The 22,642-nt window shown below is 38.5% G+C and carries 14 protein-coding genes; 2 read left to right on the top strand and 12 right to left on the bottom strand.

Annotated features, from left to right (window positions below):
• Nucleotides 1-6 precede the first annotated feature (6 nt).
• The 9 genes from E3D81_RS14005 to E3D81_RS13965 form a co-directional block, all read right to left on the bottom strand.
• Nucleotides 7-3,024 carry a type I restriction endonuclease subunit R gene (locus E3D81_RS14005; RefSeq protein WP_134777864.1) on the bottom strand — a complete coding sequence of 1,006 codons (3,018 nt, stop codon included), beginning with the start codon at nucleotides 3,022-3,024 and terminating at the stop codon, nucleotides 7-9.
• A complete protein-coding gene (locus E3D81_RS14000; protein WP_134777863.1) occupies nucleotides 3,024-6,209 on the bottom strand; it encodes a sacsin N-terminal ATP-binding-like domain-containing protein in 3,186 nt (1,061 codons plus the stop codon). The genes E3D81_RS14005 and E3D81_RS14000 overlap by 1 nt, the downstream gene beginning before the upstream one ends.
• Nucleotides 6,210-6,260: 51 nt before the next feature.
• Entirely contained in the window at nucleotides 6,261-6,893 is a 633-nt protein-coding gene (locus E3D81_RS13995) for a hypothetical protein (RefSeq protein WP_134777862.1), read from the bottom strand.
• Between the two features lie 31 nt (nucleotides 6,894-6,924).
• Nucleotides 6,925-8,217 (bottom strand): restriction endonuclease subunit S, encoded by a 1,293-nt coding sequence (locus E3D81_RS13990; RefSeq protein ID WP_167554313.1) that lies wholly within the window; start codon nucleotides 8,215-8,217, stop codon nucleotides 6,925-6,927.
• 5 nt (nucleotides 8,218-8,222) lie between these two features.
• Nucleotides 8,223-10,562 (bottom strand): class I SAM-dependent DNA methyltransferase, encoded by a 2,340-nt coding sequence (locus E3D81_RS13985; protein ID WP_134777860.1) that lies wholly within the window; start codon nucleotides 10,560-10,562, stop codon nucleotides 8,223-8,225.
• Between the two features lie 185 nt (nucleotides 10,563-10,747).
• Entirely contained in the window at nucleotides 10,748-12,127 is a 1,380-nt protein-coding gene (mnmE, locus tag E3D81_RS13980; protein WP_134777859.1) for a tRNA uridine-5-carboxymethylaminomethyl(34) synthesis GTPase MnmE, read from the bottom strand.
• Between the two features lie 382 nt (nucleotides 12,128-12,509).
• Nucleotides 12,510-14,705 carry a catalase gene (locus E3D81_RS13975; RefSeq protein ID WP_209023072.1) on the bottom strand — a complete coding sequence of 732 codons (2,196 nt, stop codon included), beginning with the start codon at nucleotides 14,703-14,705 and terminating at the stop codon, nucleotides 12,510-12,512.
• A gap of 62 nt (nucleotides 14,706-14,767) precedes the next feature.
• Complete coding sequence (locus E3D81_RS13970) at nucleotides 14,768-15,526, bottom strand: TIGR03915 family putative DNA repair protein (protein ID WP_134777857.1); 759 nt, start codon at nucleotides 15,524-15,526, stop codon at nucleotides 14,768-14,770.
• A 34-nt stretch (nucleotides 15,527-15,560) separates the two neighbouring features.
• A complete protein-coding gene (locus E3D81_RS13965) occupies nucleotides 15,561-16,838 on the bottom strand; it encodes a putative DNA modification/repair radical SAM protein (protein ID WP_134777856.1) in 1,278 nt (425 codons plus the stop codon).
• A gap of 113 nt (nucleotides 16,839-16,951) precedes the next feature.
• Between E3D81_RS13965 and E3D81_RS13960 the strand changes: the two genes are divergently transcribed.
• On the top strand, nucleotides 16,952-17,458 hold the full coding sequence (locus E3D81_RS13960) for a pyridoxamine 5'-phosphate oxidase family protein (protein WP_134777855.1): 507 nt from the start codon (nucleotides 16,952-16,954) through the stop codon (nucleotides 17,456-17,458).
• A gap of 231 nt (nucleotides 17,459-17,689) precedes the next feature.
• Here the strand turns inward: E3D81_RS13960 and E3D81_RS13955 are convergent, their stop codons facing one another.
• A complete protein-coding gene (locus E3D81_RS13955; protein ID WP_134777854.1) occupies nucleotides 17,690-19,096 on the bottom strand; it encodes an amidohydrolase in 1,407 nt (468 codons plus the stop codon).
• Nucleotides 19,097-19,207: 111 nt separating this feature from the next.
• On the opposite strand from E3D81_RS13955, the gene E3D81_RS13950 reads away from it, so the two are divergent.
• Nucleotides 19,208-20,269 (top strand): NAD(P)-dependent alcohol dehydrogenase, encoded by a 1,062-nt coding sequence (locus E3D81_RS13950; RefSeq protein ID WP_134777853.1) that lies wholly within the window; start codon nucleotides 19,208-19,210, stop codon nucleotides 20,267-20,269.
• A gap of 41 nt (nucleotides 20,270-20,310) precedes the next feature.
• Here E3D81_RS13950 and E3D81_RS13945 read toward each other — a convergent pair whose 3' ends face one another.
• The gene (locus tag E3D81_RS13945; protein WP_099366123.1) at nucleotides 20,311-20,976 is read right to left on the bottom strand and encodes a response regulator; all 666 of its coding nucleotides are present in this window, start codon (nucleotides 20,974-20,976) and stop codon (nucleotides 20,311-20,313) included.
• A gap of 47 nt (nucleotides 20,977-21,023) precedes the next feature.
• The gene (locus E3D81_RS13940; RefSeq protein WP_134777852.1) at nucleotides 21,024-22,634 is read right to left on the bottom strand and encodes a tetratricopeptide repeat protein; all 1,611 of its coding nucleotides are present in this window, start codon (nucleotides 22,632-22,634) and stop codon (nucleotides 21,024-21,026) included.
• Nucleotides 22,635-22,642 lie beyond the last annotated feature (8 nt).

Below are 22,642 nucleotides of genomic sequence, written 5' to 3'. Positions count from 1 at the left end.
TTCCCCTTACCTCCCCAATGCTCGTTGTGTACTCGATTTAAAATCCTGTTTGAAATGCTCATCTAGCCATTGCTTAGCAAAGTCCAATTGCACTTTACGCATTTGAAGAGCTACTTGATCTAAGATCTTATTGTAAGCTATATCACGAGTATAATGATCGTGATTATTTAAGTATTTAGATTCATAGTCAGGATGTTGTTGTATCTTCTCTACGAAAGTTTGAAAGAATAAACGTTTATCATCTGGTGTAGCATCCCAATTGGCAAACCAACGTTCATTAAATTCACGAATGATACTATCCAATTCTGCTTTTTCTCCTGGATCATGTGCACCTCGTGGATTCGCATTATTTGGATCTAATTCAGATTCACTATCATCCAAACTCAATTTTTCATTCAAACGTACACGTTCGATACCATAAGTTGATAAATCAACTGACTCTAGGAGTTCATCCAACAAATCTTCTTCTCGCTGTTTGACTTTCATTTTGGGGATAAGGAATTTTAGAAACCAAAATAGCTTCTCCCAATTCATATTTTCGAAAGAGATAATAGCTGCCAATTGACCATATACTTTCACGAAGTGTTTAGCCTTGATCTTAATATCAGCCTTTTCTTCTTCGTTAAAATCCAAATCACTATTAAAACGTTGTGCAGCAGTATCAATGATTGGACTTAAATCCTCTGCTGAAACACCCTTAAAGAACTTCGTGTTAAAATCTTCCACTTCTCCCCATTCATAAATACCTTTATCATCCAAAGCGTCTTTTAAATCGTGTAATACGTTTACATCAGTTTCTGTACTGAGTGTCGTCGAAGTATAGAATGGATCAAAGGAGGCCTTAATATCGGCACTATCATTAAAGAAATCCAATACAAATAAATTCTCTGTCTTTTTACCCAACTTTGGTGCTGAACGATTAAGTCGTGACAAAGCTTGTACACACAATACACCTTGCAATTTCTTATCCACATACATAGTGGTTAGCTTGGGCTGGTCAAATCCAGTTAAGTATTTATTCGCGACTACCAGCATACGATATTCGTCCTTATCAAATTCATCCTTAGTATCCGAATCTGGAAAACCATTCATAGTCGCTTCAGTATATTCAATACCATCTACCGTTTTAGCTCCCGAGAATGCAATAATGCTTTTAAAGGGAAAACCCTTTTCAGCGAGTAACTCATTTAGTGTTTTATAGTATCGTATAGCGGATTCGATACTTTGTGTTACCACCATTGCCTTAGCTTTATTATTCAGAACAGTTTTCTTGTAAAAAACCTGTTCCATAAAATGTTCAAGCATAATTTGCGCTTTAGCTCGGATTGTGCGAGGATCTTTTTCAACAAATCCTTTTAATTTTCGCTGAGCTTTCTTGGTATTAAATTCAGGATTATCTTCAATAGACTTGTGTAGCTGGTAATAACTTTTATAAGTAGTATAATTTGATATAACGTCTAAAATAAAACCTTCCTCAATAGCTTGCTTCATAGAATACAAATGGAATGGTTTATAGCTACCATCCTCCTGCTTACTGCCAAAACGCTCCAAAGTAGAATTCTTTGGTGTAGCTGTAAAGGCAAAATAAGAAGCATTCTTACGCATTTTACGTGCCTGCATAGCACGAATAATTAGGTCTTGCGCATCCACATCACCTTCTTCGTTTGACTCTAATGCCCCCAAAACTTGGTTCATCTTATCAGCAGCAGAACCTCCTTGACTCGAATGCGCTTCATCGATAATTATACCAAATCGCTTATCCACCATGGAATCAATTCCGTCCAATATATGTGGAAACTTCTGAATCGTAGTTACGATAATACGTTTACCTGACTCCAAAGATTGCTTTAAATCGGCAGAAGAATAAGCGGGAGCTACAATATTCTTTACATCCGAAAATGACTTAATATTCTCGCGTAATTGTCGGTCTAAGATTCTTCTGTCTGTCACCACGATGACCGAATCAAACATGGGGTTTCCTACACTATCTTCTACTTCAATCAATTGAAAAGCTGTCCAAGTAATAGAATTAGATTTTCCAGAGCCAGCTGAGTGCTGTATCAAATAGGTTTCACCTACTCCTTTTTCCTGTACATCACTTATCAATTTGCTAACCACATCCAATTGATGATATCTAGGGAAAATATAAAACTTCTTACTCAGAGGTTCTTTATCCTTGCCTTCCAACAACATATAGTGTTGAATAATTTGAGCTAGCTTCTCCTTTTTAAAAATATCCTCCCATAGATAAGCTGTCTTATGACCATTTGGATTGATAGGATTACCTTTTCCAAAATTATCTCCCTTGTTAAAAGGTAAAAAGAAAGTATCCTTGCCTTGTAATTTAGTCGTCATATATATCTCGTCTGTATCTACAGCAAAGTGTACGAGGCAACGACCAAACTGCAATAGAGATTGTGAAGCATCACGAGTATACTTGTATTGCTTTATTCCCTGTACAGCAGCTGTTTGTCCTGTCCAGGGATTTTTTAATTCAATTGTAGCTAAAGGAATACCATTGACAAATAAAACCATATCAATCTCTTCCCCAGTATTAACTAAAGAATAACGAACTTGTCTGGTGATTGAAAACTGATTTGCTTCAAAGTTGTCGCGAATAGACTGTGCTGAACTCGCACTTGGAGCCTCATAAAATAGGGTAAAGTAAGCATTATCTACCTCTAAACCTTTTTTCAAAAGCTTAAGAATACCATCTTTTTTGACCTTACGATCAAACCTCTCTAGAATCTTTAACTTCCAGTCAGAGCTTACTTGTAGTTTGGCTAATTCTTTGGCTTGTGTTTTTTCTAAAAAATCCCAAAATCTTTTAGTATCTAAAGCATAGCGTTTATCGAAATCCAATGGCGAGCCAATAAAATAACCTTTGCCACTTAGGTAACTGTCTTCCGACTCATAAAAGGAGCCCACTGACAATGATTTATCATTAAGTTCTTCAATGGAATATCCTGTTAAATGCTTTTCAATCAATGATTCTAAAGCTTGTTCGTTATATTTTGTGGTCATTATTTGTCTAATTCTTGAATTTTACTCACAAGTTTATTTATACAATCATCCAATGATTCACCAGATTTTATGATATTTTGAGGAACAATACCTTTGTATTCTATTAAATGAATATCATCATCAATTCTCTTTTCTGCATCTAAATTCCTTTTTACAAGTGGTTCAATATTTTCACCTATGTTATTAACACATTTTGTTAATGGTATTATTTCTTCAATAAGTAGTTCATACTTATCGTTGCCTCCATTATAATTCGTTACATCTACTGAGCAAAGTGTATATATATCCTTATTTAATGCGGCTCTTTCTAGTTGTAATTTACTCATCATTACAGAAGAATTGCTAGCCCATCTTGATTTCACTTCTATATAATGAATAGGTATATCATTTAGTTTAACAACAATATCTTGTCCTCCCTGAACATTTTCTGCCTCGATAGTATCAATAGTTATATGAGATTTTAATTCATCATTTAACTTCTGTCTAATTTTATCCTCTATATATGTTCCAATTTTATATTTATGTTCAAAATTTGCTTTCTGATTCTGCTCCTCTATAGCAAGAGATTCAGCTATATTTAGAATTTGTTCAAAATTATCTTTCTTAATAAGTTTTCCTATTTTTTTAAGTTTATCTTCATGTAGGGAAACAATGGAAAATATATCTTCTTTTTTTTCCTCATTAGTAATAAGGTTGATCATAATACTAGCCTTTTTACTATCAAGAGTTTGAAACAAAATCTGATAAACCTTATCATTCAGAAGAGGAATTATTTTTAAAATTAACTCTTTATGAGGATGATTTTCGTAATCAGTGAAGTCGTCATTAAAAATTAATTCTTGAATTTTGTTTGCAAGATATTGACTATTTATAAATTCCTCTTTTGGTAGAAGATCATTAAAATCTTTAATAATTAGCTTCGCTTCAATCTGCTCATTCGTTATTTCATTATAATAAGTTTTTATATTTTCTAAAATATCTTCATCTCTTTTTAAACTTTCAGCTTTACATAATTCAAATAATTGATTTGGATAAATCTTACAATCATTATATAATTCTTTATAACTATCCTCCCACAAATTTAAAATAACTCCTACTAAATTTAAGTTCTCTTGCACCCAATTTTCTTTATGTAATGATATTGTATTAAAGAAAACTCTAATTACAGTTTTACGAATTATTCTTAAATCTAAATTCTCATTTTCTACATCTAATGTATTAATATTCTTCAATTCTGAATCTAATCCATAAAATATACAGATTTCCTTTACCATCTTATTAGGTTTACTTGAAGAATTTACATTACTTGTGTATTTACAAACCTCAATTAAGGCTACATAATATTCTTCATCAATTTCTTCAGACCTATTAAATAAGTTTTGATGAGTATTGTTCAAGTTAATTGCAGAATTAAAAAACACCTTATCTTCTAAATCAAGATTATCTATCTCATTCTTGATTTCATTAGTAAAATCTCTTCTATTGAACTTATCTAAATCAAAATCAAAAATAAATCGACTGTCAATAATCTTTTTCATCTGAGAATTAATCAAAATTCGTCCTAAAGAAATAAGATCATTAGTAAGATTATCCGCTACGAGAAGATGTCCTATTTTATTAAATTCTCCATCCAAATTTGGTATTAATGTATACTCGTTAAACACATTGGATTTACCATTCTCAATAAGATATTTATAGTAAGTAATTAAATTATTTATATCAAAATCATCTAGTTTATAATTTTGAATTTCTTCCAATAAAATAGCATGATTGATAAATTCGATAGAATCGTCATTCCAATCTTGCGCATTTTCACTCCATGTTTTAATATCTTCTATAACAGGTAATTCGTCACCGAAAAATTTGTCCAATAAATCATAAAAAACCTTAAATAAATCTTCATCATCCGTTATAAAATCTGATGATAAATATTTCACTTCATCAATATCTTTGAAACCATTTTTTGTCTTTACAAAAGGTAGCTTCTTTAACTCATAATTCCATTCGGATTGCAGATTTTCAAAATATTCATTTTGCAATTGATTATCAGAATTAGTTACAAACTTTACTGCGGCATATAATAAAGGATTATCGACTTCTATTATGGAACTATTTAAAAATTCAAAAACTAAGGAAGTAGCCTTCTCAATAATTTTTCTATTATTTTCCTCTTGTTCTTGAATTTGGTCTTTATCGCTTTTCAAATGAATACCATCTCTTGGTTCGGTGGGAAGAAATTGTTTTGAATTAATTATAAAGTTTATTCCAAATTTTTCAGAACCAATTAATGGATAGTATAAAAATAACTTTGTAATGCGCTCAGAAATTTTATATACTCTATTTTCTTCATCAATTGGAAGTATTATCTCAATATCGTATTCATCATCAACAATACTATAGATTATATGATCTTGACTATTAGAACGAATGGTCGTTTTAAACAATTTAATATCACAATCATTATCAATAGCAGTTTTACTAACTTTTTGATAGGATGTAGAATTTCCATTCCTATCAATAATAGTTACTTTATATAATCGCTCATTGATCGTAAATACATAAGGTATATATGCATCTAAATCTTCAGAGGATTTGTTTATATACTCAAATTCTTTGGGCGTATTGGGTATGTATGTAAATGTTGTAACTAGATCTGTTTCTGTTAAGATTTCTCCTTTTTCAAGTAATTTATAAACTTCCTTTTTCTGATCAAAAATATTATCACTTAAATCTTGCCATGTTTTAGGACTCCTGTCTATTTCGAAATTTTCAATTTTGAAAAAATAATCACCTTCTTTAAGTGTAGAATTTATTAAAAATTTACGACCAAAAGTATGTGTAGTTAAAAAACCAGTACCATATTTTCCAACTTCAGGAATATCTTCACTTTCGCCATATTTACCACTTACTTGTTTTATGAGTGATATTAATGATTTAGTATCAAAAGGTTTACCATGATGAGAAAAGGCTATTTTATTATCTCTATAATCAAAAGTAATATCTGCTTCAAGACTTAAATCACAAGCATTTTGAACTAATTCCCAAATAGCACGATTAGAAGAAAAATCGTTAAATTTCTCAAAATCACGTAACATTTTATCAGCGTGTTGCTTCAAATCCGAACGTTCATCTTCTCTTTCTGTCCTTTCTATTAATGCTTTTCTATTTAAATCTAATATTTCCATATTTTAATAATTGATTAGTTTTTTTAGTATAAATATTTTATTGCTCTATGATTAGGTACTTTTCAAATTATTTCCAAACGTGAATAAAAACAGTTCCAGATGTTCGGGACTTGTCTCTAATGCTTGAGCACAAGCATGCATACATTTCAAATATTCCGGATAAAATCTTTCCTTATTATAATCTCTAATTTTAGCCAGACATTCAAAATCTTCGAAAATATTATTTTGGAATACCCGTATAATACGTTCGTCTAAAATCAAAGCTGAAATATCATTAAAACGAAAACCTCTTAATTGTAATAGCTTAGTATAGGTGGATAAACCTAATCCCTTAAATGATCGTAAGGAAATTTGTAAGGTGTGAAGATCTTCAAAATTTAAATGCATACGATTTGGAAGATTTAATATTGAACTTATTTCCTCTAATCGACTATAAATAGATAAGAAATTATTTCCACGCATACCAGAGGGATAACCCCATAATATGGTTTTAAGAATAAATAGATCAATTCGATTGGTTAAAAATATATCTTCACGACTGAGCATAACCTCAGCCTCTCCTTTGAAAATAGCACTAAAATGTTCGGGTAGCAATTGCTTTTCCCAGTTGATAGCTTTGACTCCAAAGGCCTGATCTAATACCGGCATGGCTTGTATTAAAGCTTTATAATGGTTTAGGTTCATAATTGGTTAATAAATTAATAGCCTCCCTTACCTACGCTACTTTCAGCTTGCCTGTTACCACCTCATTAATTAGGCTCTGCTTATAGGCTTTAAGCATTTCTATTTGCTCCTGACGCTGTGCAATAGCTTGATCTATTTTGAATGTTTCTCGCTCTAAATAAGAAACTATTTCTTCTTGTTCGGAAAGAGGGGGAAGAATAATTGTACTTTTCAATATATCCCCCATATAAACACCACCTTGAGCACTTGTTTTTGTTAATTGGGATAAAATAAATTGATAATAAGGAGATTCTATATAAAACTTAAAATAATTAGGAATACCTTTTATTGAATTAAACCTTAAAAACGCTACACTTCTTTGAAATGCTATAGGATAATCCAAATCATAAACATAAGTACGTCCAATTGTTCCTACACAGGTTATTAATAAATCATTTTTCTTAGGATAACCATTTTTCGTTATTTCAATAAAATCTTTATCAGGAATCATACTTTCATCACCTGATATTCTTATACCATTATTATGAATATTTTTTGCACTTAATAATAAGTTTCCATTAGAGACCCTTTGATGTGTACCATGAGTACCATCTTTTATACCAATCAATATTCTTTTGAAATTTGTAACCTCCCAATGCTTTGGAATTTCGCCAATCCAGTCAATACCCGAATCTTTTAGTTCCACAGATGTGTCCAAACCTTTGGTTACGGCTTGGTGTATTTTCACTTGACGCAGTTCTTTAAGTTTTTCAATTTGTTGATTTTTAATCGCTACCAAATCATCTATTTTCGCACATTTCTCATCCAAAAACTGCGCTATTGCTTCTTGTTCATGGAGGGGAGGAAGTGCAAATGCAAATCTTTTAAAATCAAGAAAAGATATATTTTGTCTCAACCCTGATCCTAAACCATAAATCACTTTATTTGTATCTGTAGTATGTAAATAATAATGAATGAATTTTGAAACAGAATTATTTATAGGCTGTAAGTTTATATAAGCACTCGTGATTATTCCCTTAAATCCGGATAATCCTGTCCTTAAACTTACTTTATCATTTTGTAAGTCAGTAGGTCTAAAAATTATATCACCTTCATAAACAAGCTGGTATGTTTCAAAATTTTCAGGCACTAATCCTGTTAATTTTTCGACAGGCTTTTCAATTATTTTACCATATGATAGAGACAAAACATTACTAGAAATCATTCCTTTATTTTTCTCTTTCCTTTCTTTCAAAACCGTAAAACCTGGTTTCACCTCCCAATGGCTAGGAATTTCACCCAACCAATCAATACCAGAATCTTTATATGCTTCGTATATATTCATGGCCATTAGAAATTTAAGATATCTGCTAATAAACCATCTGCTTGTTGCTCTAAGTGGAGCAATTCGACTTTGATGTCAGCGATACATCGCAGTGGCGTATGCTGGTAGAAATACTTGTTGAACGAGATTTCATAGCCAATCTTCACAGAATCCAAGTTAATCCAAGCTTCAGGTACATGAGGCTGCACTTCACGTACAAAATAGTTTACAATGGTTTCATTTAATGGGATTTGCTCGGCATCACGTAGGTCGGATTCCGTTTCATAAACGATGTATTCGCCCGATTTTCCTGTAGGGAAATAACCAAATAAAGGCAACTGCTCTTCGGTACAGCCTAAGTGATTCAGTAATTGATGCAATTTATCACCTTGCAGCTTTTCTATTTTTTTGATGACTTTTTCGGCTTCTGCATCGTAGCTGCTAATAGCCTGTAGTATAGCTTTTTTCTCTGCTGCACCTAAACCCAGTTTATGCTTTTTGATTTGCTCATCCACCAAGGTGCTAAATGCATTAAAGTCTATAAAGATATCATCTCCTATATGTTGCCACAGGATTAAGGCAGCATCATATAAGGCTTTTGGCTTTTGCCAAGATGCTTTTTCCAGCAGCTTAGCTATTTGCTTTTTATTCAATCCCCAATCTTCTTTTTCTGCACGTTTCGTGATTTCTTCTGCATGAGATTCCAATCCAGCATACACCAAGTCACCATAGGTCTCATACAGTGCTTGCATCGTCGTAGCCAAGCTCTTATCGTAGCGAAGTGTGTCCAAAGCTTCTTTAGTAAACTGTGCTTTTAGTCGTTTTGGACGTTCGATATTGACTTTGTAATACCCAAAATCAGCATTTCGGAATTGTTTGACCTTTAGTTCTGAATCCGTAGGATTCGTTTCCCAATCTTCCAAATAAGCTTGCGCTATCTGTGCAATTTGCTCTGGAGAGAATTCGGAGTTTTTGTTTCCTAGATTCTTGCGCAGTTTACGGTACAAGTTATTAGCATCCAACAATTGTACTTTGCCTGCTCTTTCTTTGGGCTTATTGTTATTCAGCAACCAGATATAGGTCGTAATCCCCGTATTGTAGAATAAGTTATTAGGCAATTGTACAATTGCATCCAATAAATCATTTTCGATAATATAGCGACGGATATTGCTTTCTCCCGAACCTGCATCCCCCGTAAATAAGGACGAACCATTATGTACCGATGCAATACGCGAACCGACACGGTTGGCTGTTGGAGCTTTCATTTTATCGACCATTTCCATCAAGAACAACAATTGTCCATCCGAAGAGCGCGGTGTTGCATCTACGGTTTCCCAATTGCCCCAATAGTCTTTCAGTTTAATTTGGAATCGATTGTCAATCACATCCTTACCGTCTTTGATATATTTCTGTTCCGATGCCCAGGATTTACCATATGGCGGATTTGACATCATAAAGTCAAATTTCATACTCGAAAACTCATTGGTAGACAAGGTCGAACCTACACGGATATTCTCGGGGTCTTTACCTTTAATCATCATATCCGACTTACAGATCGCATAGGTCTCGTCGTTTATCTCTTTACCATAGAGATAGACATCACCTTTATAAGCAATACTATCATCTTCGATAAGGTAGTTCTCACTTTCGGTCAACATCCCACCCGAACCACACGCAGGGTCATAGATGGTAATAATATTAGGTAATTGATCTTTAATCGGCTCAAAAACCAACGTTGTCATCAACTGAATCACCTCCCGTGGTGTGAAGTGCTCCCCTGCTTCCTCATTATTCTCCTCGTTGAATTTACGAATCAGTTCTTCGAACACATAGCCCATCCCTAAATTAGAAAGTGCGGGCAATGGTCTTCCCTCAGGGTCATTTTTCTCCACTGGAGTCAGGTTAATATATGGCGATGTGAATTTTTCTAAAACATCCAATAAAACGTCTTTGGATGTCATATGACGGATTTGTGCCGATAGATTGAATTTCTCAATAATCTCTTTCACATTGGCAGAAAATCCATTCAAATACTCTTCAAAGTTGGCAACTAATTTTTGTTGGGAGTTCGTAGCTGTACCTTTTAGCTTCTCCATTGTCCAGGAAGAGGTATTATAAAATACATATTCCGAGGCATCTTGTAAACCTTTGCTGTCTACTTCGACAGCATTTAATTCTTCTTTCTGAAAACGTACTTCTTCCAATACGGCATCTTTCGTAGGTTCCAATAAAGAGTCTATACGACGTAAAACCACAAAAGGCAAAATAATATCACGGTATTTACCGCGTACATAGACATCGCGTAGGCAATCGTCTGCAATAGACCAGATAAAGCTAACTAATTTATTATGAGATAAATGGTTCATTTTAAAGTTATGTGATATTTTTTTCGCAGATTTACCTGCAATTAAATAGTTAAAAAAGAATTTTCCTTACGGAAAACCGTAAATGAATTGATATTAAATTATAAATCGATGAAAGGTTAAAGAAATAAAAGGTTATTTTCAATATATATTAATATATTCTAAATATAAAAATTTTAGGTACTCCCTTACTTCCCGATACAAAACTTACTAAAAATATTCTCCAGCAAATCATCCGTAGTAACCGTTCCAGTTATCTCTCCCAAATACTGCAGAGCCTGCCGAATATCCATCGCCAAAAAATCCGATGTAATCGGATTATCAATCCCATACAACACCTTTTCCAGAGCTTCCTGCGTATGTTGCAAAGCTTCCACATGACGAATATTAGTCACCATCACATCCTCCGTATTAATATTCGAAAGATTAACCTGGTTCAACAACTCATCCTTCAATTCCTCAATCCCCAATCCCTGCTTCGCAGATATATAAATTGGGTTCAGAACAGCATAATCCCCTCTCTCCCCTTCCGACAACAAATCCGATTTATTAATAATCGTCACAAAAGGAATATTCAAAGACCTCACCTCCTCAATCTGCGACTGCACCGCAGCTATATTATCCTGGGTAGGATCAAAAAGATAGATAATCAACCTCGCCTGTTTCATTTTCTCCCGAGTCCGCTCCACACCTTTCGCCTCAATCACATCCTCCGTATCCCGGATCCCCGCCGTATCAATAAACCGAAAAGTAACCCCATGAATATTGATCTCATCCTCAATGGTATCCCTGGTCGTTCCAGCAATATCCGAAACTATCGCCCTCTCCTCATTCAACAAAGCATTCAACAAGGTTGATTTCCCAACATTCGGCTTACCAGCAATCACCACAGGAACTCCATTCTTCAAAACATTTCCCTGCTCAAAAGAGCGGATCAACTTGGAAATAACCTGATGGATCTCCTGGATCAAAGATCGCAACTGCTCCCGATTGGCAAACTCCACATCCTCCTCCGCAAAATCCAATTCCAATTCGATCAAGGAAGCAAAATGCACCAGGTCCTCCCGCAACTTCTGCAACTGGTTGGAAAATCCACCTCGCATCTGTTGCATGGCAATCTGATGGGATGCCGCCGAGTTGGAAGCAATCAGATCCGCCACAGCTTCCGCTTGGGAAAGATCCATTCCGCCGTTCAAGAAAGCACGTAAGGTAAACTCCCCAGCCTTAGCCGCACGAGCACCTTTTTTGATCAAAAGACCGATAATTCGTTCGATGATGTATTTGGAGTTGTGGGTTGAAATCTCTACCACATTTTCCTTGGTATAGGAATTTGGACCTACAAATAATGTGATCAATACTTCATCAATGATTTGTTCGCCATCGCGGATGGTACCAAAATGAACGGTATGGGAGGCTTGCTTGGAAAGATCTTTTCCTTTGAAAACTTGATTGACTAAAGAAATGGCTTCCGAACCGGATAATCGGATGACAGCAATGGCTCCATTAGCACCTGGGGAGGTCGCTAAAGCGATGATGGTATCTTGGGAAATCAATGATGATGTAGACATGAGGCAAAGTTAATGAAAATTACGTCATGGTGAAGTGGGTGGATTGGAAGGAGGGGTTTGGTGGATTTGGGGATGGGATGGGATTGGGTTTGGGGATGGGGATTTTGATAATTTTGAGGAGAAAGTTGGTACAAGGTTATTGCAAGGTTTGTACAAGTTTTGGTTCTTACTGCAAGTGAGTTGTAAGTGAGATGTAAGTGAGGTGTAAGTGCTAAAAGACACTTACACCATGCTTATACTTTGTATACAATGTGCTTACAATAAGAACGGAACAAGTATCCGTAAATGCGAGGAACTATTCGTCATTGCGAGGAGGTACGACGAAGCAATCTTTCGATAAGTGTAAAGATTGCTTCGTTCCACGCAATGACGCTCCCCCTTCCTAGGAAGGAACCTTTCTAGCCATCTCCCTAGCCCAGATCCTATGTTTCTTCATCTGCGAAATAAAATTCGCTATCCAATCGTTCTCCGATTCAAAAACAACCCCTTCATCCTTACTAATAAAAGACCTTTCCACCAATCCTTCCGCATCCTTTGCAAAGGCCAAGACCTTACAATGCCTATACCCCTCATTAATAAACTGCAGATAATCCGGGTTCTCCGCCAATTTCGCAACCGAATCACCGCCTGGCGTATAAAAAGCATCAAAACAAACCGATGCATCCGTTAAATAAGTATGTTGGATCTCCTCTGTCTCTCCACCCTTATACTTCAACTGACCCACTTTCGAAGAAATCAACACCGCCTTCGCTCCTGCTTTCTCCAAAGCCTTCCTCGCCTTATCCACACTCTCAAAGCTAACCCCATCATCCACTAAAAAAGCAACCTGACGCGTCTCAATACTTCCCTCTCCATCCTTCACTTTCATACTCAAAAACGCAGATTTCTCCACTTCCGGCTTATTCGGTTTGATCGGATAATCCGGATGATTATTCCTCGCAAATTTCAAGGTCAATTCATCCAAGGTCTTCGATGGCGTCAATCCCAGGTTCTTCCCAATAGCATTTGCCAATGTAGGCTCCACCTGATACAAGATCGCCAACTCCCGTTTCCGGATATCCTCCGAGTTCACTTTCGAAAGCTCAAAGCTAAACGCATTGATCATATGCGTCTGCTCCTCTTCGCTCAAGGAATTAAAGAACAATCTGGCCTGCGTAAAATGATCCGCAAAAGAATTTGAACGCTCGCGAACTTTCAAACCCTGCACTTCCTGCTTTCCGGTTTGATAGCCCTGGGTTCCCTTCAGGCCTGCCTGAGCAGCATGCATCCCCCCTTTTCCATCAGAAGATCCCCCTTTTCCATCAGAACCTCCCATCTCCCCGTTCAACATTGCATGATATGGACATCCATTCCCTTGGCTATTCGGAAAATAACTGGTATTCCCCTTTAGCACATCCATCCTTCCAAATCCATCCTTCTGATTATTATATTTTCCATTCACCGGCCTATTGATCGGTAATTCATGAAAATTCGGTCCACCCAAACGGTAATTCTGGGTATCCATATACGAGAAAATCCTTCCCTGCAATAACGGATCATCTGAAAAATCAATTCCAGGCACCAATCTTCCCGGATCGAAAGCCGCTTGCTCCGTCTCCGCAAAGAAATTCTCTGGATTCCTATTCAAGGTCATTGTTCCAATGATCTTCACGGGTACCAATTCCTCCGGAATGATCTTCGTTGGATCCAAAATATCAAAAGAAAACTTCATCTCATCCTCCTCCGGGATCAACTGCACACCCAAATCCCATTGTGGGAAATTCCCTTGTTCAATCGCATCCCAAAGATCACGACGATGAAAATCCGCATCAAATCCGGAAATCTTCTGTGCCTCATTCCAAGCCACCCCATGTACACCCAATCTTGGTTTCCAATGGAATTTCACAAAAGTCGTTTTCCCTTCTGCATTCACAAACTTGAACGTATGCACGGAAAATCCCTCGATCATCCGCAAGCTACGCGGGATTGCACGATCCGACATTGCCCATAAAGACATATGAGCAGATTCCGGCATTAGGGAGATAAAATCCCAAAAGGTATCATGTGCCGATGCCGCCTGCGGGATCTCCTTATTAGGCTCCGGTTTAACCGCATGGATCACATCCGGAAAGTTCATCGCGTCCTGGATAAAGAATACCGGAATGTTATTTCCTACCAAATCATAATTTCCCTCTTGGGTATAGAATTTCACGGAGAACCCACGCACATCGCGCGCAAGGTCCGTAGATCCTTTAAATCCGGCAACGGTAGAAAAACGGACAAACACCGGACTTACTGTTCCTTTCTTCAAGAAATCAGCCACCGTAATATCCGAAAGGTCCTCCTTGGCTTCAAATACACCATGTGCGCCAGATCCTCTAGCATGCACCACACGTTCCGGAATCCGTTCGCGATCGAAATGCATGAGTTTGTCAAAAAAGAGATGATCCTGTTGCAGGGAAGGTCCGCGATTACCGGCCTTCAAGGTATTGTTGTTGTCATGGATGGGCACTCCATCGTTACTGGTCATCATTCGGTCCATGTTGTCCACAACATGCTTGTCCAATTGTTCAGTCTTTGGATTTTTTTTGCTTTTCATGATAAATGGTATAACGTCTAAAAATTATGGTTACCTATTGAACATGAAAGGGCAAAAATTGTTTAGGTCTTTTCTGTCAAATATTTCCAATAGCGCTGCGGAACATGACGGATATGCAGCTTCAGGTTTTTGCGCTGCTCGATATTGGTACTCTTGAAATATTTCTTCCAAAGAATCTGGTATTCCTCCTCTTTCAAGTCCAGACTCACCTGCAGACTCTGGCTTTCATCCGTCAGCATTTCGGCCGTGCTGAACACCTCCTGCATTTCCTTCAGATTATAATGGTAGCCGTATTGCCTACGGATATCATAGATCAGCCACGGCTGATCGGCATAACGGTTCCTAAAAAAATCAATGATCAAAGGAAGCACATTGAAATCAGGTTCAATAATAGCTGTATATAACTCATTGGCATCCTTCATAAAGCGAACAAAAGCCTTCATCCGATGCCGCTCGCGATTGACTTTCTTAATGGTCTGATGAAACTGCAGGATCTGCGGATCTCCATAGTTCTTCAGATCCAAAGTTTCGGATTGGAAAAGCTTGATCAATAATTGGAATCCATTCAGCCAGGCCTTTTCCTCATCGGCCAGGAAGTTCTGGTAGAAAAGTTTCATGCCGGCATGGCCAATTTTCTTTTCCATGGCCTGGAATACCCGCTGAAATCTCTCCGGATGGGTTTCAATCGACCGACTTTCGAAAAACAGGGTGGTTTGGATCAGATCCAACCGCGTAGGCCGCGCATCGATTTCCTTCCGCGAAAAAGCCTCGAAAACACAACAGATATAACCGGCGTAGGTGCCATCGAATATATAATACATGGTTGATTCTTAATTTACATGAATGATTCTCAATTTAAAATAAGGTCAGCTGATAAGAATCAACCTCAGAAATTAATCGGGATGAATTTGAAGCCTCTCCGATTAAGGGTTGCTTGACCAAAGCCTTCTTTACCTGCTCTGGATATAGGAATCCCAATCCAAAAACCGAATCCGCACAACTCATAAAATATTTCGCCCGATTAAAAGCAATCCCCATTTTCTTCACCTGATCCTCCCGCAATTTCCCAAAATTCCTCGCCTGTACAATCTTATTCGCTGATTGCCTGCCAACCCCCGGAATCCGTATAATCCATTGATAGGAGGCCGTATTGATATCTATCGGAAAGAACTGCGGATTACGAATCGCCCAGGCTAATTTCGGATCCATATCCAATTCCAGATTCTGATGCTTCGTATTCAAGATCTCATGGAGCGAAAAACCATAGAACCGTAATAACCAATCGGTTTGGTAAAGCCTGTTTTCCCGTTGCAATGGCGGTGCTGTCCCTACCTGAGGCAGTAAGGAATCCTTCGGATTGATGGGGATATAGCCCGAATAATACACTCTTTTCAAATTATAGGTTTTGTAGAATTCATTGGCGGTGCCCATGATATCCAGATCGCTCTCTCCCGTCGCTCCGATCACCATTTGCGTACTTTGTCCTGCAGGTACAAAAAGCGGCACTTTCTTGATCGTCTTCTTCTCTTCCTTTAAGGCCATGATCTCGGTCTTGATGGTCTGCAAAGGTTCACGAACGGATTGATGATCCTTTTCGGGAGCTACCAATTTCAGCCCTTCTTCCGTAGGGATCTCCAGGTTAACACTCATCCGATCTACATACAAACCCGCCTCCTTCAGCAATGCTTCACTGGCGCCTGGAATAGCCTTCAAATGGATATAGCCATGGAACTTCTCCTCCGTTCGGAGCTTTTTGACCACCAGCATCAAGCGTTCCATCGTGTAATCTGCCGATTTGAAGATTCCAGAACTCAGGAATAATCCCTCGATATAATTCCGTCGATAGAAATTCATCGTCAGTTCCACCACTTCTTTCACCGAGAATGCTGCCCGTTGAACATCATTGCTCTTCCGACTCACACAAAATGCGCAATCGAAAATGCAGTAATTGGTCATCAGAATCTTTAATAAGGATACGCAGCGGCCATCTTCGGTATAGGTATGGCAAATACCGCTGCTTGAAGAATCTCCTATACCTCCTATGTTTTTCCTTTTCCCTCCGCTCGAGCTGCAACTTACATCGTATTTCGCAGCATCGGCCAATATCTGTAGCTTATCACCAAAATCAAACATATTCCCTCCTATGATCAGGGTAAATTTACTAAATTTTTTAGTATTTTTAATTTTATTTCCTAAAACTTTTATGTTGATGTAGGTGTTGAATAGGTAATCAAAATTTGAAAATCATGGCTATTAGAAATAAAAACAACGAAGAGGCAATCAAGAAATTAAAGACAATTGTGGATGATATTGATGTAGGTACGGTTTGTTCCTTTCCATCGGGTTCAAATTATCCACATGGGGTTCCGATGAGCCGTCAGGAAGTGGATGAATCTGGAAATATCTATTATTTATGTTCCGCAGAGAGTGAGACTTTCCAGAATCTGGAAAAGGATAATCGGGTTTCATTGTTCTATGCCGATCCGAAGAACTATACGTTTTTGAGTATTAATGGGAAAGCATCCATGAGCAGGGATCAGGAACGCATTGATAAATATTGGAACAAAATGATGGAGGGATGGTTCCAAAAAGGAAAAGAAGATCCGAATATCAGGGTATTGAAGGTGAGCCCGGAAGATGCTCATTATTGGGATACGGGATCAAGTAAAATTGTAACCTTGTTTGAAATGCTTAAAAATGCTATTACTGGGGAGAAGAATGATTTAGGCAAAGAAGGCGATTTGAATCTTTAACGTCATTGCGAGGAGGCACGACGAAGCAATCTTCTCCCCGTCATTGCGAGGAAGCACGACGAAGCAATCTTCTCCCCGTCATTGCGAGGAGGCACGACGAAGCAATCTTTTGAATTTGTCATCCTGAGCGTAGTCGAAGGATCTGTAGGGTTAATAATGATCAGATGCTTCGACTACGCTCAGCATGACATGCGGGAAGATTGCTTCGTTCCTCGCAATGACGATACAGTTCTACACCTCAAAAATCTTCAAATCCTTAATCACCTTCCCATTCTTCACCACCATATTCACATCCGAAACCCTCGAAACCGCCTCCGCAGAACAACTCGCTTCCATCAACACAAAATCCGCCACATCTCCAACCTTTGGCCATTTCATATTCCCCTTATCATCCAACGGCAAAACCTCCACATTTGCCAGTTTAAGCGCCCTGGAAAGATCAAACTCAGACACATACCCATACAACTGCGCCGCTAAATTAGCCTTCTCCAATACCGACCCTGTTCCAAACGTATTCCAATGATCCACTATACTATCATTTCCCGTCATCACCTTAACCCCATGCTTCAACAACATTGGGATAGGCATCTGCAAACCCCCAAACGGAATCGTCGATATAATCCCCACCTCAGCCTCCGCCAACCTAACCGCCAATTCCTCCTGCTTCTGTCTCTCCACTCTTCCCAATACAAAACAATGGCTCAGATAGGTCTTTCCTTTTAACCCAGGATTCTCCAACACCTTATCCAGCAAATACTCCACCGTCTTCACCCCCGATTCACCGCCCTCATGCAGATGTATATCAATCCCCTTCCCATGATCCAAAGCCAGCTGCACCGTGAAATCGATCGGCTTCTCAATACTTCCATCCAAACTAAACGGATCCACCCCTCCAATAAAATCAATTCCAGCCTGTGCGGCATCCTTCATATAAGGGACAGAGTCCGTATAAAACAAACCATGCTGAGGAAAAGCAACCAATTCTGCAGAAAATGAATCCTTTTTATTATCCAAAGCCAGCTGCAATTTCTTTAAGGCCTCCAATTTTGAGGTCGGCTCCACATTCACATGGCTTCTTGCAAAGGTTGACCCCTTAGATTGCAACAGTTCGATCAGCTTTTCCGCTTTGGCGGTTGCATTCTTTAAAATCTCCGGCATGGTCTTCTGCTCCAGCGCGATCATCCCCTTCACCCCTCCAGAACCCCGACGTACAGCTTGCCACTTTTCACCGTAAAAGGTCTTATCCAAATGAATATGCATATCCTTAAATGCCGGAAGCATTAATTTTCCTTTCGCATCGATGACCTTTCCTGCTCCAGAAACAGGCCCACCAACAGCTCCACCATGCTGGGCCGTTATCTTACTGATCTTCCCATTAACCACCTCCACCTGAAATAAATCGGTCTTAGTTCCAATGACCTCCTCTCCCTGAGATACAAAACCTGTTTCCAGACGAACATTCTTAAATAGTAAAGTATCCATAGCTGATATATTTTGGTTTTCCTGTAAGACTGTCCCACCATGCTTTTCATCCCTGAAATCTTTCGATTCTCCGAAACTGCTTAACATACTGAAACCTGATATTCCCAACACCGATTTCTTAATAAAGTTTTTTCTGTTCATTCCTGTACTTGCCATCTGTATCTCCTTTTAAATTTAAACGGTAATAATCAAAATATTGCAATAACAAAGCTACCAAAGAAATCAGCAATTATGTATATTGTAGCATATATCTAGAAAAACACAACCATGAATACACAATCCGTTAAGGCTTTTGGAACCGATGCTCCAGAAGCGGCATTGAAAGAAATGCAAATCGACCGCCGGGAACCTACTAGCAAAGACGTGGAGATCGACATCCTCTTTTGTGGGGTATGCCATTCCGATCTGCATACTGCACGCAATGAATGGCATGGAACGGTATATCCGAATGTACCGGGACATGAAATCGTAGGTCGGATCACGAGGGTTGGTGAGGCAGTCCGTAAATTTAAGGTGGGCGACCTAGCCGCCGTAGGCTGTATGGTCGATTCCTGTCGCGAATGTGAACAATGTCAAAAAGGAAGTGAGCAGTATTGTGAAAAAGGGAATATTCAAACCTACAACTCCCCGGATAAGCATTTGAACAAACAGACCTTCGGGGGATATTCGGAGAAGCTGGTGGTAGATGAAGACTTTGTATTACGCGTGCCGGATAATCTGGATCTTGCTGCGACTGCCCCATTATTATGTGCCGGAGTGACGACCTGGTCGCCGTTGAAGCATTGGAATATCGGTCAAGGGATGAAAGTTGGTATTGTTGGAATCGGAGGTCTTGGCCATATGGGGGTTAAATTGGCGAAAGCCATGGGTGCCTATGTCGTGGTCATTACAACTTCAACATCCAAAATCGAGGATGCAAAACGTTTGGGGGCAGATGAGGTCATTCTTTCTACCGATCCAGAACAGATGGCAGCCAATGCCAATACCTTACATTTTGTGTTGGATTGTGTTTCTGCGGAGCATGATGTGAATGCCTACCTGAAACTGTTAAAGGTAGATGGGACATTGGCCCTTGTCGGTGCACCGGAACATCCACTACCCATTGCGGCTTTTAGTCTGATTCCAGCCAGAAAGAACTTTGCCGGATCAACGATCGGAAGTATTCAAGAAACCCAGGAAATGTTGGACTTCTGCGGAGAAAATGGTATTACTGCCGACGTGGAGGTGATTAATATCCAGGATATCAATGAGGCATACGAAAGATTGCTGAAAGGGGATATTAAATATCGATTTGTGATTGATATGGCTTCTTTGAAGACCAGTTCATAAGAGGTATTAAAAAAAGAGAATAAAGAGCATAGGATTGATAATTAAATCAATCCTATCTCCTTACAATAACCAACCAACTGTTCATTCTTATTAAAATCCAGCACATCCTTCATCAAGTTCAACCGTTTCTCGATAGAACTCAAACTGGATGGCTTTATATTTCTTTCCTGCAGGTATTTAGGCATTTCCTTCTGAGGAATACCTTCATACAAAAACCGCACGATATGCATATCCAAACTCGAAAATTCATGCGAATTCTTCTCCTGCGTTACCTTCTTTAAATCTGGCGATTTATAGGTTTTGTTCATGGCTATAGCCTGCAAAGCTTCCTTCAAGTGCTGCGCATCCTTCCGTGCTTTTCGAACATATGCATCTACCAAACCTTGTTTGAACAGGCCATCAATTTCAGCTGTCCGATCCAAAGCCGAAAGAATGATCACCTTGATATCCGGCTGAACAGTCTTTACCGCACGGATCAGGTCCAAACCATTCAGCAACTCCTGCTGATTATCATCATCCTCAAATTCAATATCCGTTAACAGAAGATCATATGGCTCCCCCTGTGCGACCGCTTTTTTGATCCAGGTCAGCGCATGGTCGCAATAGAAAACATATTTAGCATCTGGAATTCCAAATTCATGCAACGTTTTCTGAACCGAGATATTCGCAATCTCATGATCCTCAGCAATGAGTACTTTTTTAAACATAATTCAATTCTTAATGGAAGAGGCTGCTATTCTTTATGGATGAACCATCAATCCTTCACTGGAATCTCGATCCTACATTTGAATCCTTCTCCTTCCCTACTTTCAAAATTAATCTGCCCGTTCAAGCTTTCCATACGGGAAACCGTATTTTTAAGACCTTTTCCATAATAGGCCCTAGCATCCATTCCTTCAAGCCCATTTTTAACACCAATTCCATTATCCGAATACTGGATCAACAAGAATCCGTTCATTCTTTCAAACTTAAAAAGAACTGTACTGGCCATGCTGTGCTTACTCATATTCACCATCAGCTCCTGAAATCCATTCAACAGTTCCTGTTTATTTTTCTTGGAAATCCCCTTCCAAGTCTCCGGCTCATTCCCGACCAATAGCACTTTGCAATGTTCATTCGCAAATGATTTAATCAGATCACCTACTTGTTCATGATAGGCCCGCTGGTCATGAACACCCTCCTCCGATTCCATATCCCGCTCATGGGAGATGTCGCGCGATTTATGGTACATATCTTCCAATTGATCCAACACATGTTCTTTTTCCAACTGATCTTGATGTTCGATTTCGATCATCACCCGGTAGATCCCATTGGCCACCACATCATGCACCTTTTTGGAGGTCTTCAATTTATTTTCCTGAATTTTGTTCTCCATGAGCAAGGCCTGTCTCTTTCGATGCCTGATAAACCACAGCACCGCATAAAGACCCGTTAGGAGCAAAAAAGCAGTTCCGGCCTTTTGCCAAACCAGGCTTTTTTCGGCCAAAGCCTTATCCTTCTGCAATTGAAGGTTTTCAGCTTTTGATTTTTCCGCCTCAAACCTGATCAACGCGAATTGGTTTCGGGTTATGGTCTGAACGGTACTCACGGAGTCCTGAATCCGGATGTAAGCTTTAAAATAATCGCTGTTATTCTGATTAGGTTGGAGAGCAATGAGCTGTTTCAAACCCTTCATCTGATCTGTGGGAACCTTCAGTTGTTTCGCCATTTCATATCGCTTCTGCGCATAGTACATCGCTGAATCGCTGTTCTTTCCAACATAATAATCGCTAAGTAAGGCATAACTGGAATTCATCCCAATGAGATGATTTTCTTTCTTACGGATTTGCAGTGCCCGATGTAAATCCTTCAGCACATTGGTCGTATCCCCCAATAATCTTCGCGTATTGGCCATATTGGATAAGGTGCGAGCATAATCCAGCGATCCATATTCACTTTTTGCAAGGCTTGATTTGAACAGTTCCAAGGCCTCTTCTTTTTTCCCGATTTTCCGATAACTCAATGCCAAATTATTCTGATATACAGCTATTTGCGAAGAATCTGATGCAAATCGAATAGCTTGCTGGTAATAATAGATTGCTTTCTCGGGCAAATTGATCTCATCACTGCTATTTCCAAGGGTATTATAATTCATGGAGAGATATGATCTACTAGTTTGATCAATTGTATCCAGGTATGGGATGGCCTCGATGGATGATTCCTGCGAACTGTAAAAATCGTTATACTCAAACTGCGTGATCGCCATATTGATATAGGCAGCAGCAATACCTAAACTATCGTTCCGTTTCATATAAAACGTCTTCGCTTTATCGAAATAATAAAAGGCACTATCCGGTTGCTGATCATCCAGAAACTTATAGGCCATCGTATTAT

It is taken from the genome of Sphingobacterium sp. CZ-2, from assembly GCF_004526235.1.
GTDB lineage: Bacteria > Bacteroidota > Bacteroidia > Sphingobacteriales > Sphingobacteriaceae > Sphingobacterium > Sphingobacterium tenebrionis.
Note: the sequence above shows the minus strand (reverse complement) of the source record. Positions and strands in the feature narration are given on the sequence as shown.

Coding starts and splice junctions, on each gene's coding strand:
- E3D81_RS14005 (WP_134777864.1), bottom strand. CDS start 3,024: ATGACCACAAAATATAACGAACAAGCTTTAGAATCATTGATTGAAAAG.
- E3D81_RS14000 (WP_134777863.1), bottom strand. CDS start 6,209: ATGGAAATATTAGATTTAAATAGAAAAGCATTAATAGAAAGGACAGAA.
- E3D81_RS13995 (WP_134777862.1), bottom strand. CDS start 6,893: ATGAACCTAAACCATTATAAAGCTTTAATACAAGCCATGCCGGTATTA.
- E3D81_RS13990 (WP_167554313.1), bottom strand. CDS start 8,217: ATGAATATATACGAAGCATATAAAGATTCTGGTATTGATTGGTTGGGT.
- E3D81_RS13985 (WP_134777860.1), bottom strand. CDS start 10,562: ATGAACCATTTATCTCATAATAAATTAGTTAGCTTTATCTGGTCTATT.
- mnmE (WP_134777859.1), bottom strand. CDS start 12,127: ATGTCTACATCATCATTGATTTCCCAAGATACCATCATCGCTTTAGCG.
- E3D81_RS13975 (WP_209023072.1), bottom strand. CDS start 14,705: ATGAAAAGCAAAAAAAATCCAAAGACTGAACAATTGGACAAGCATGTT.
- E3D81_RS13970 (WP_134777857.1), bottom strand. CDS start 15,526: ATGTATTATATATTCGATGGCACCTACGCCGGTTATATCTGTTGTGTT.
- E3D81_RS13965 (WP_134777856.1), bottom strand. CDS start 16,838: ATGTTTGATTTTGGTGATAAGCTACAGATATTGGCCGATGCTGCGAAA.
- E3D81_RS13960 (WP_134777855.1), top strand. CDS start 16,952: ATGGCTATTAGAAATAAAAACAACGAAGAGGCAATCAAGAAATTAAAG.
- E3D81_RS13955 (WP_134777854.1), bottom strand. CDS start 19,096: ATGGCAAGTACAGGAATGAACAGAAAAAACTTTATTAAGAAATCGGTG.
- E3D81_RS13950 (WP_134777853.1), top strand. CDS start 19,208: ATGAATACACAATCCGTTAAGGCTTTTGGAACCGATGCTCCAGAAGCG.
- E3D81_RS13945 (WP_099366123.1), bottom strand. CDS start 20,976: ATGTTTAAAAAAGTACTCATTGCTGAGGATCATGAGATTGCGAATATC.
- E3D81_RS13940 (WP_134777852.1), bottom strand. CDS start 22,634: ATGGCCTATAAGTTTCTGGATGATCAGCAACCGGATAGTGCCTTTTAT.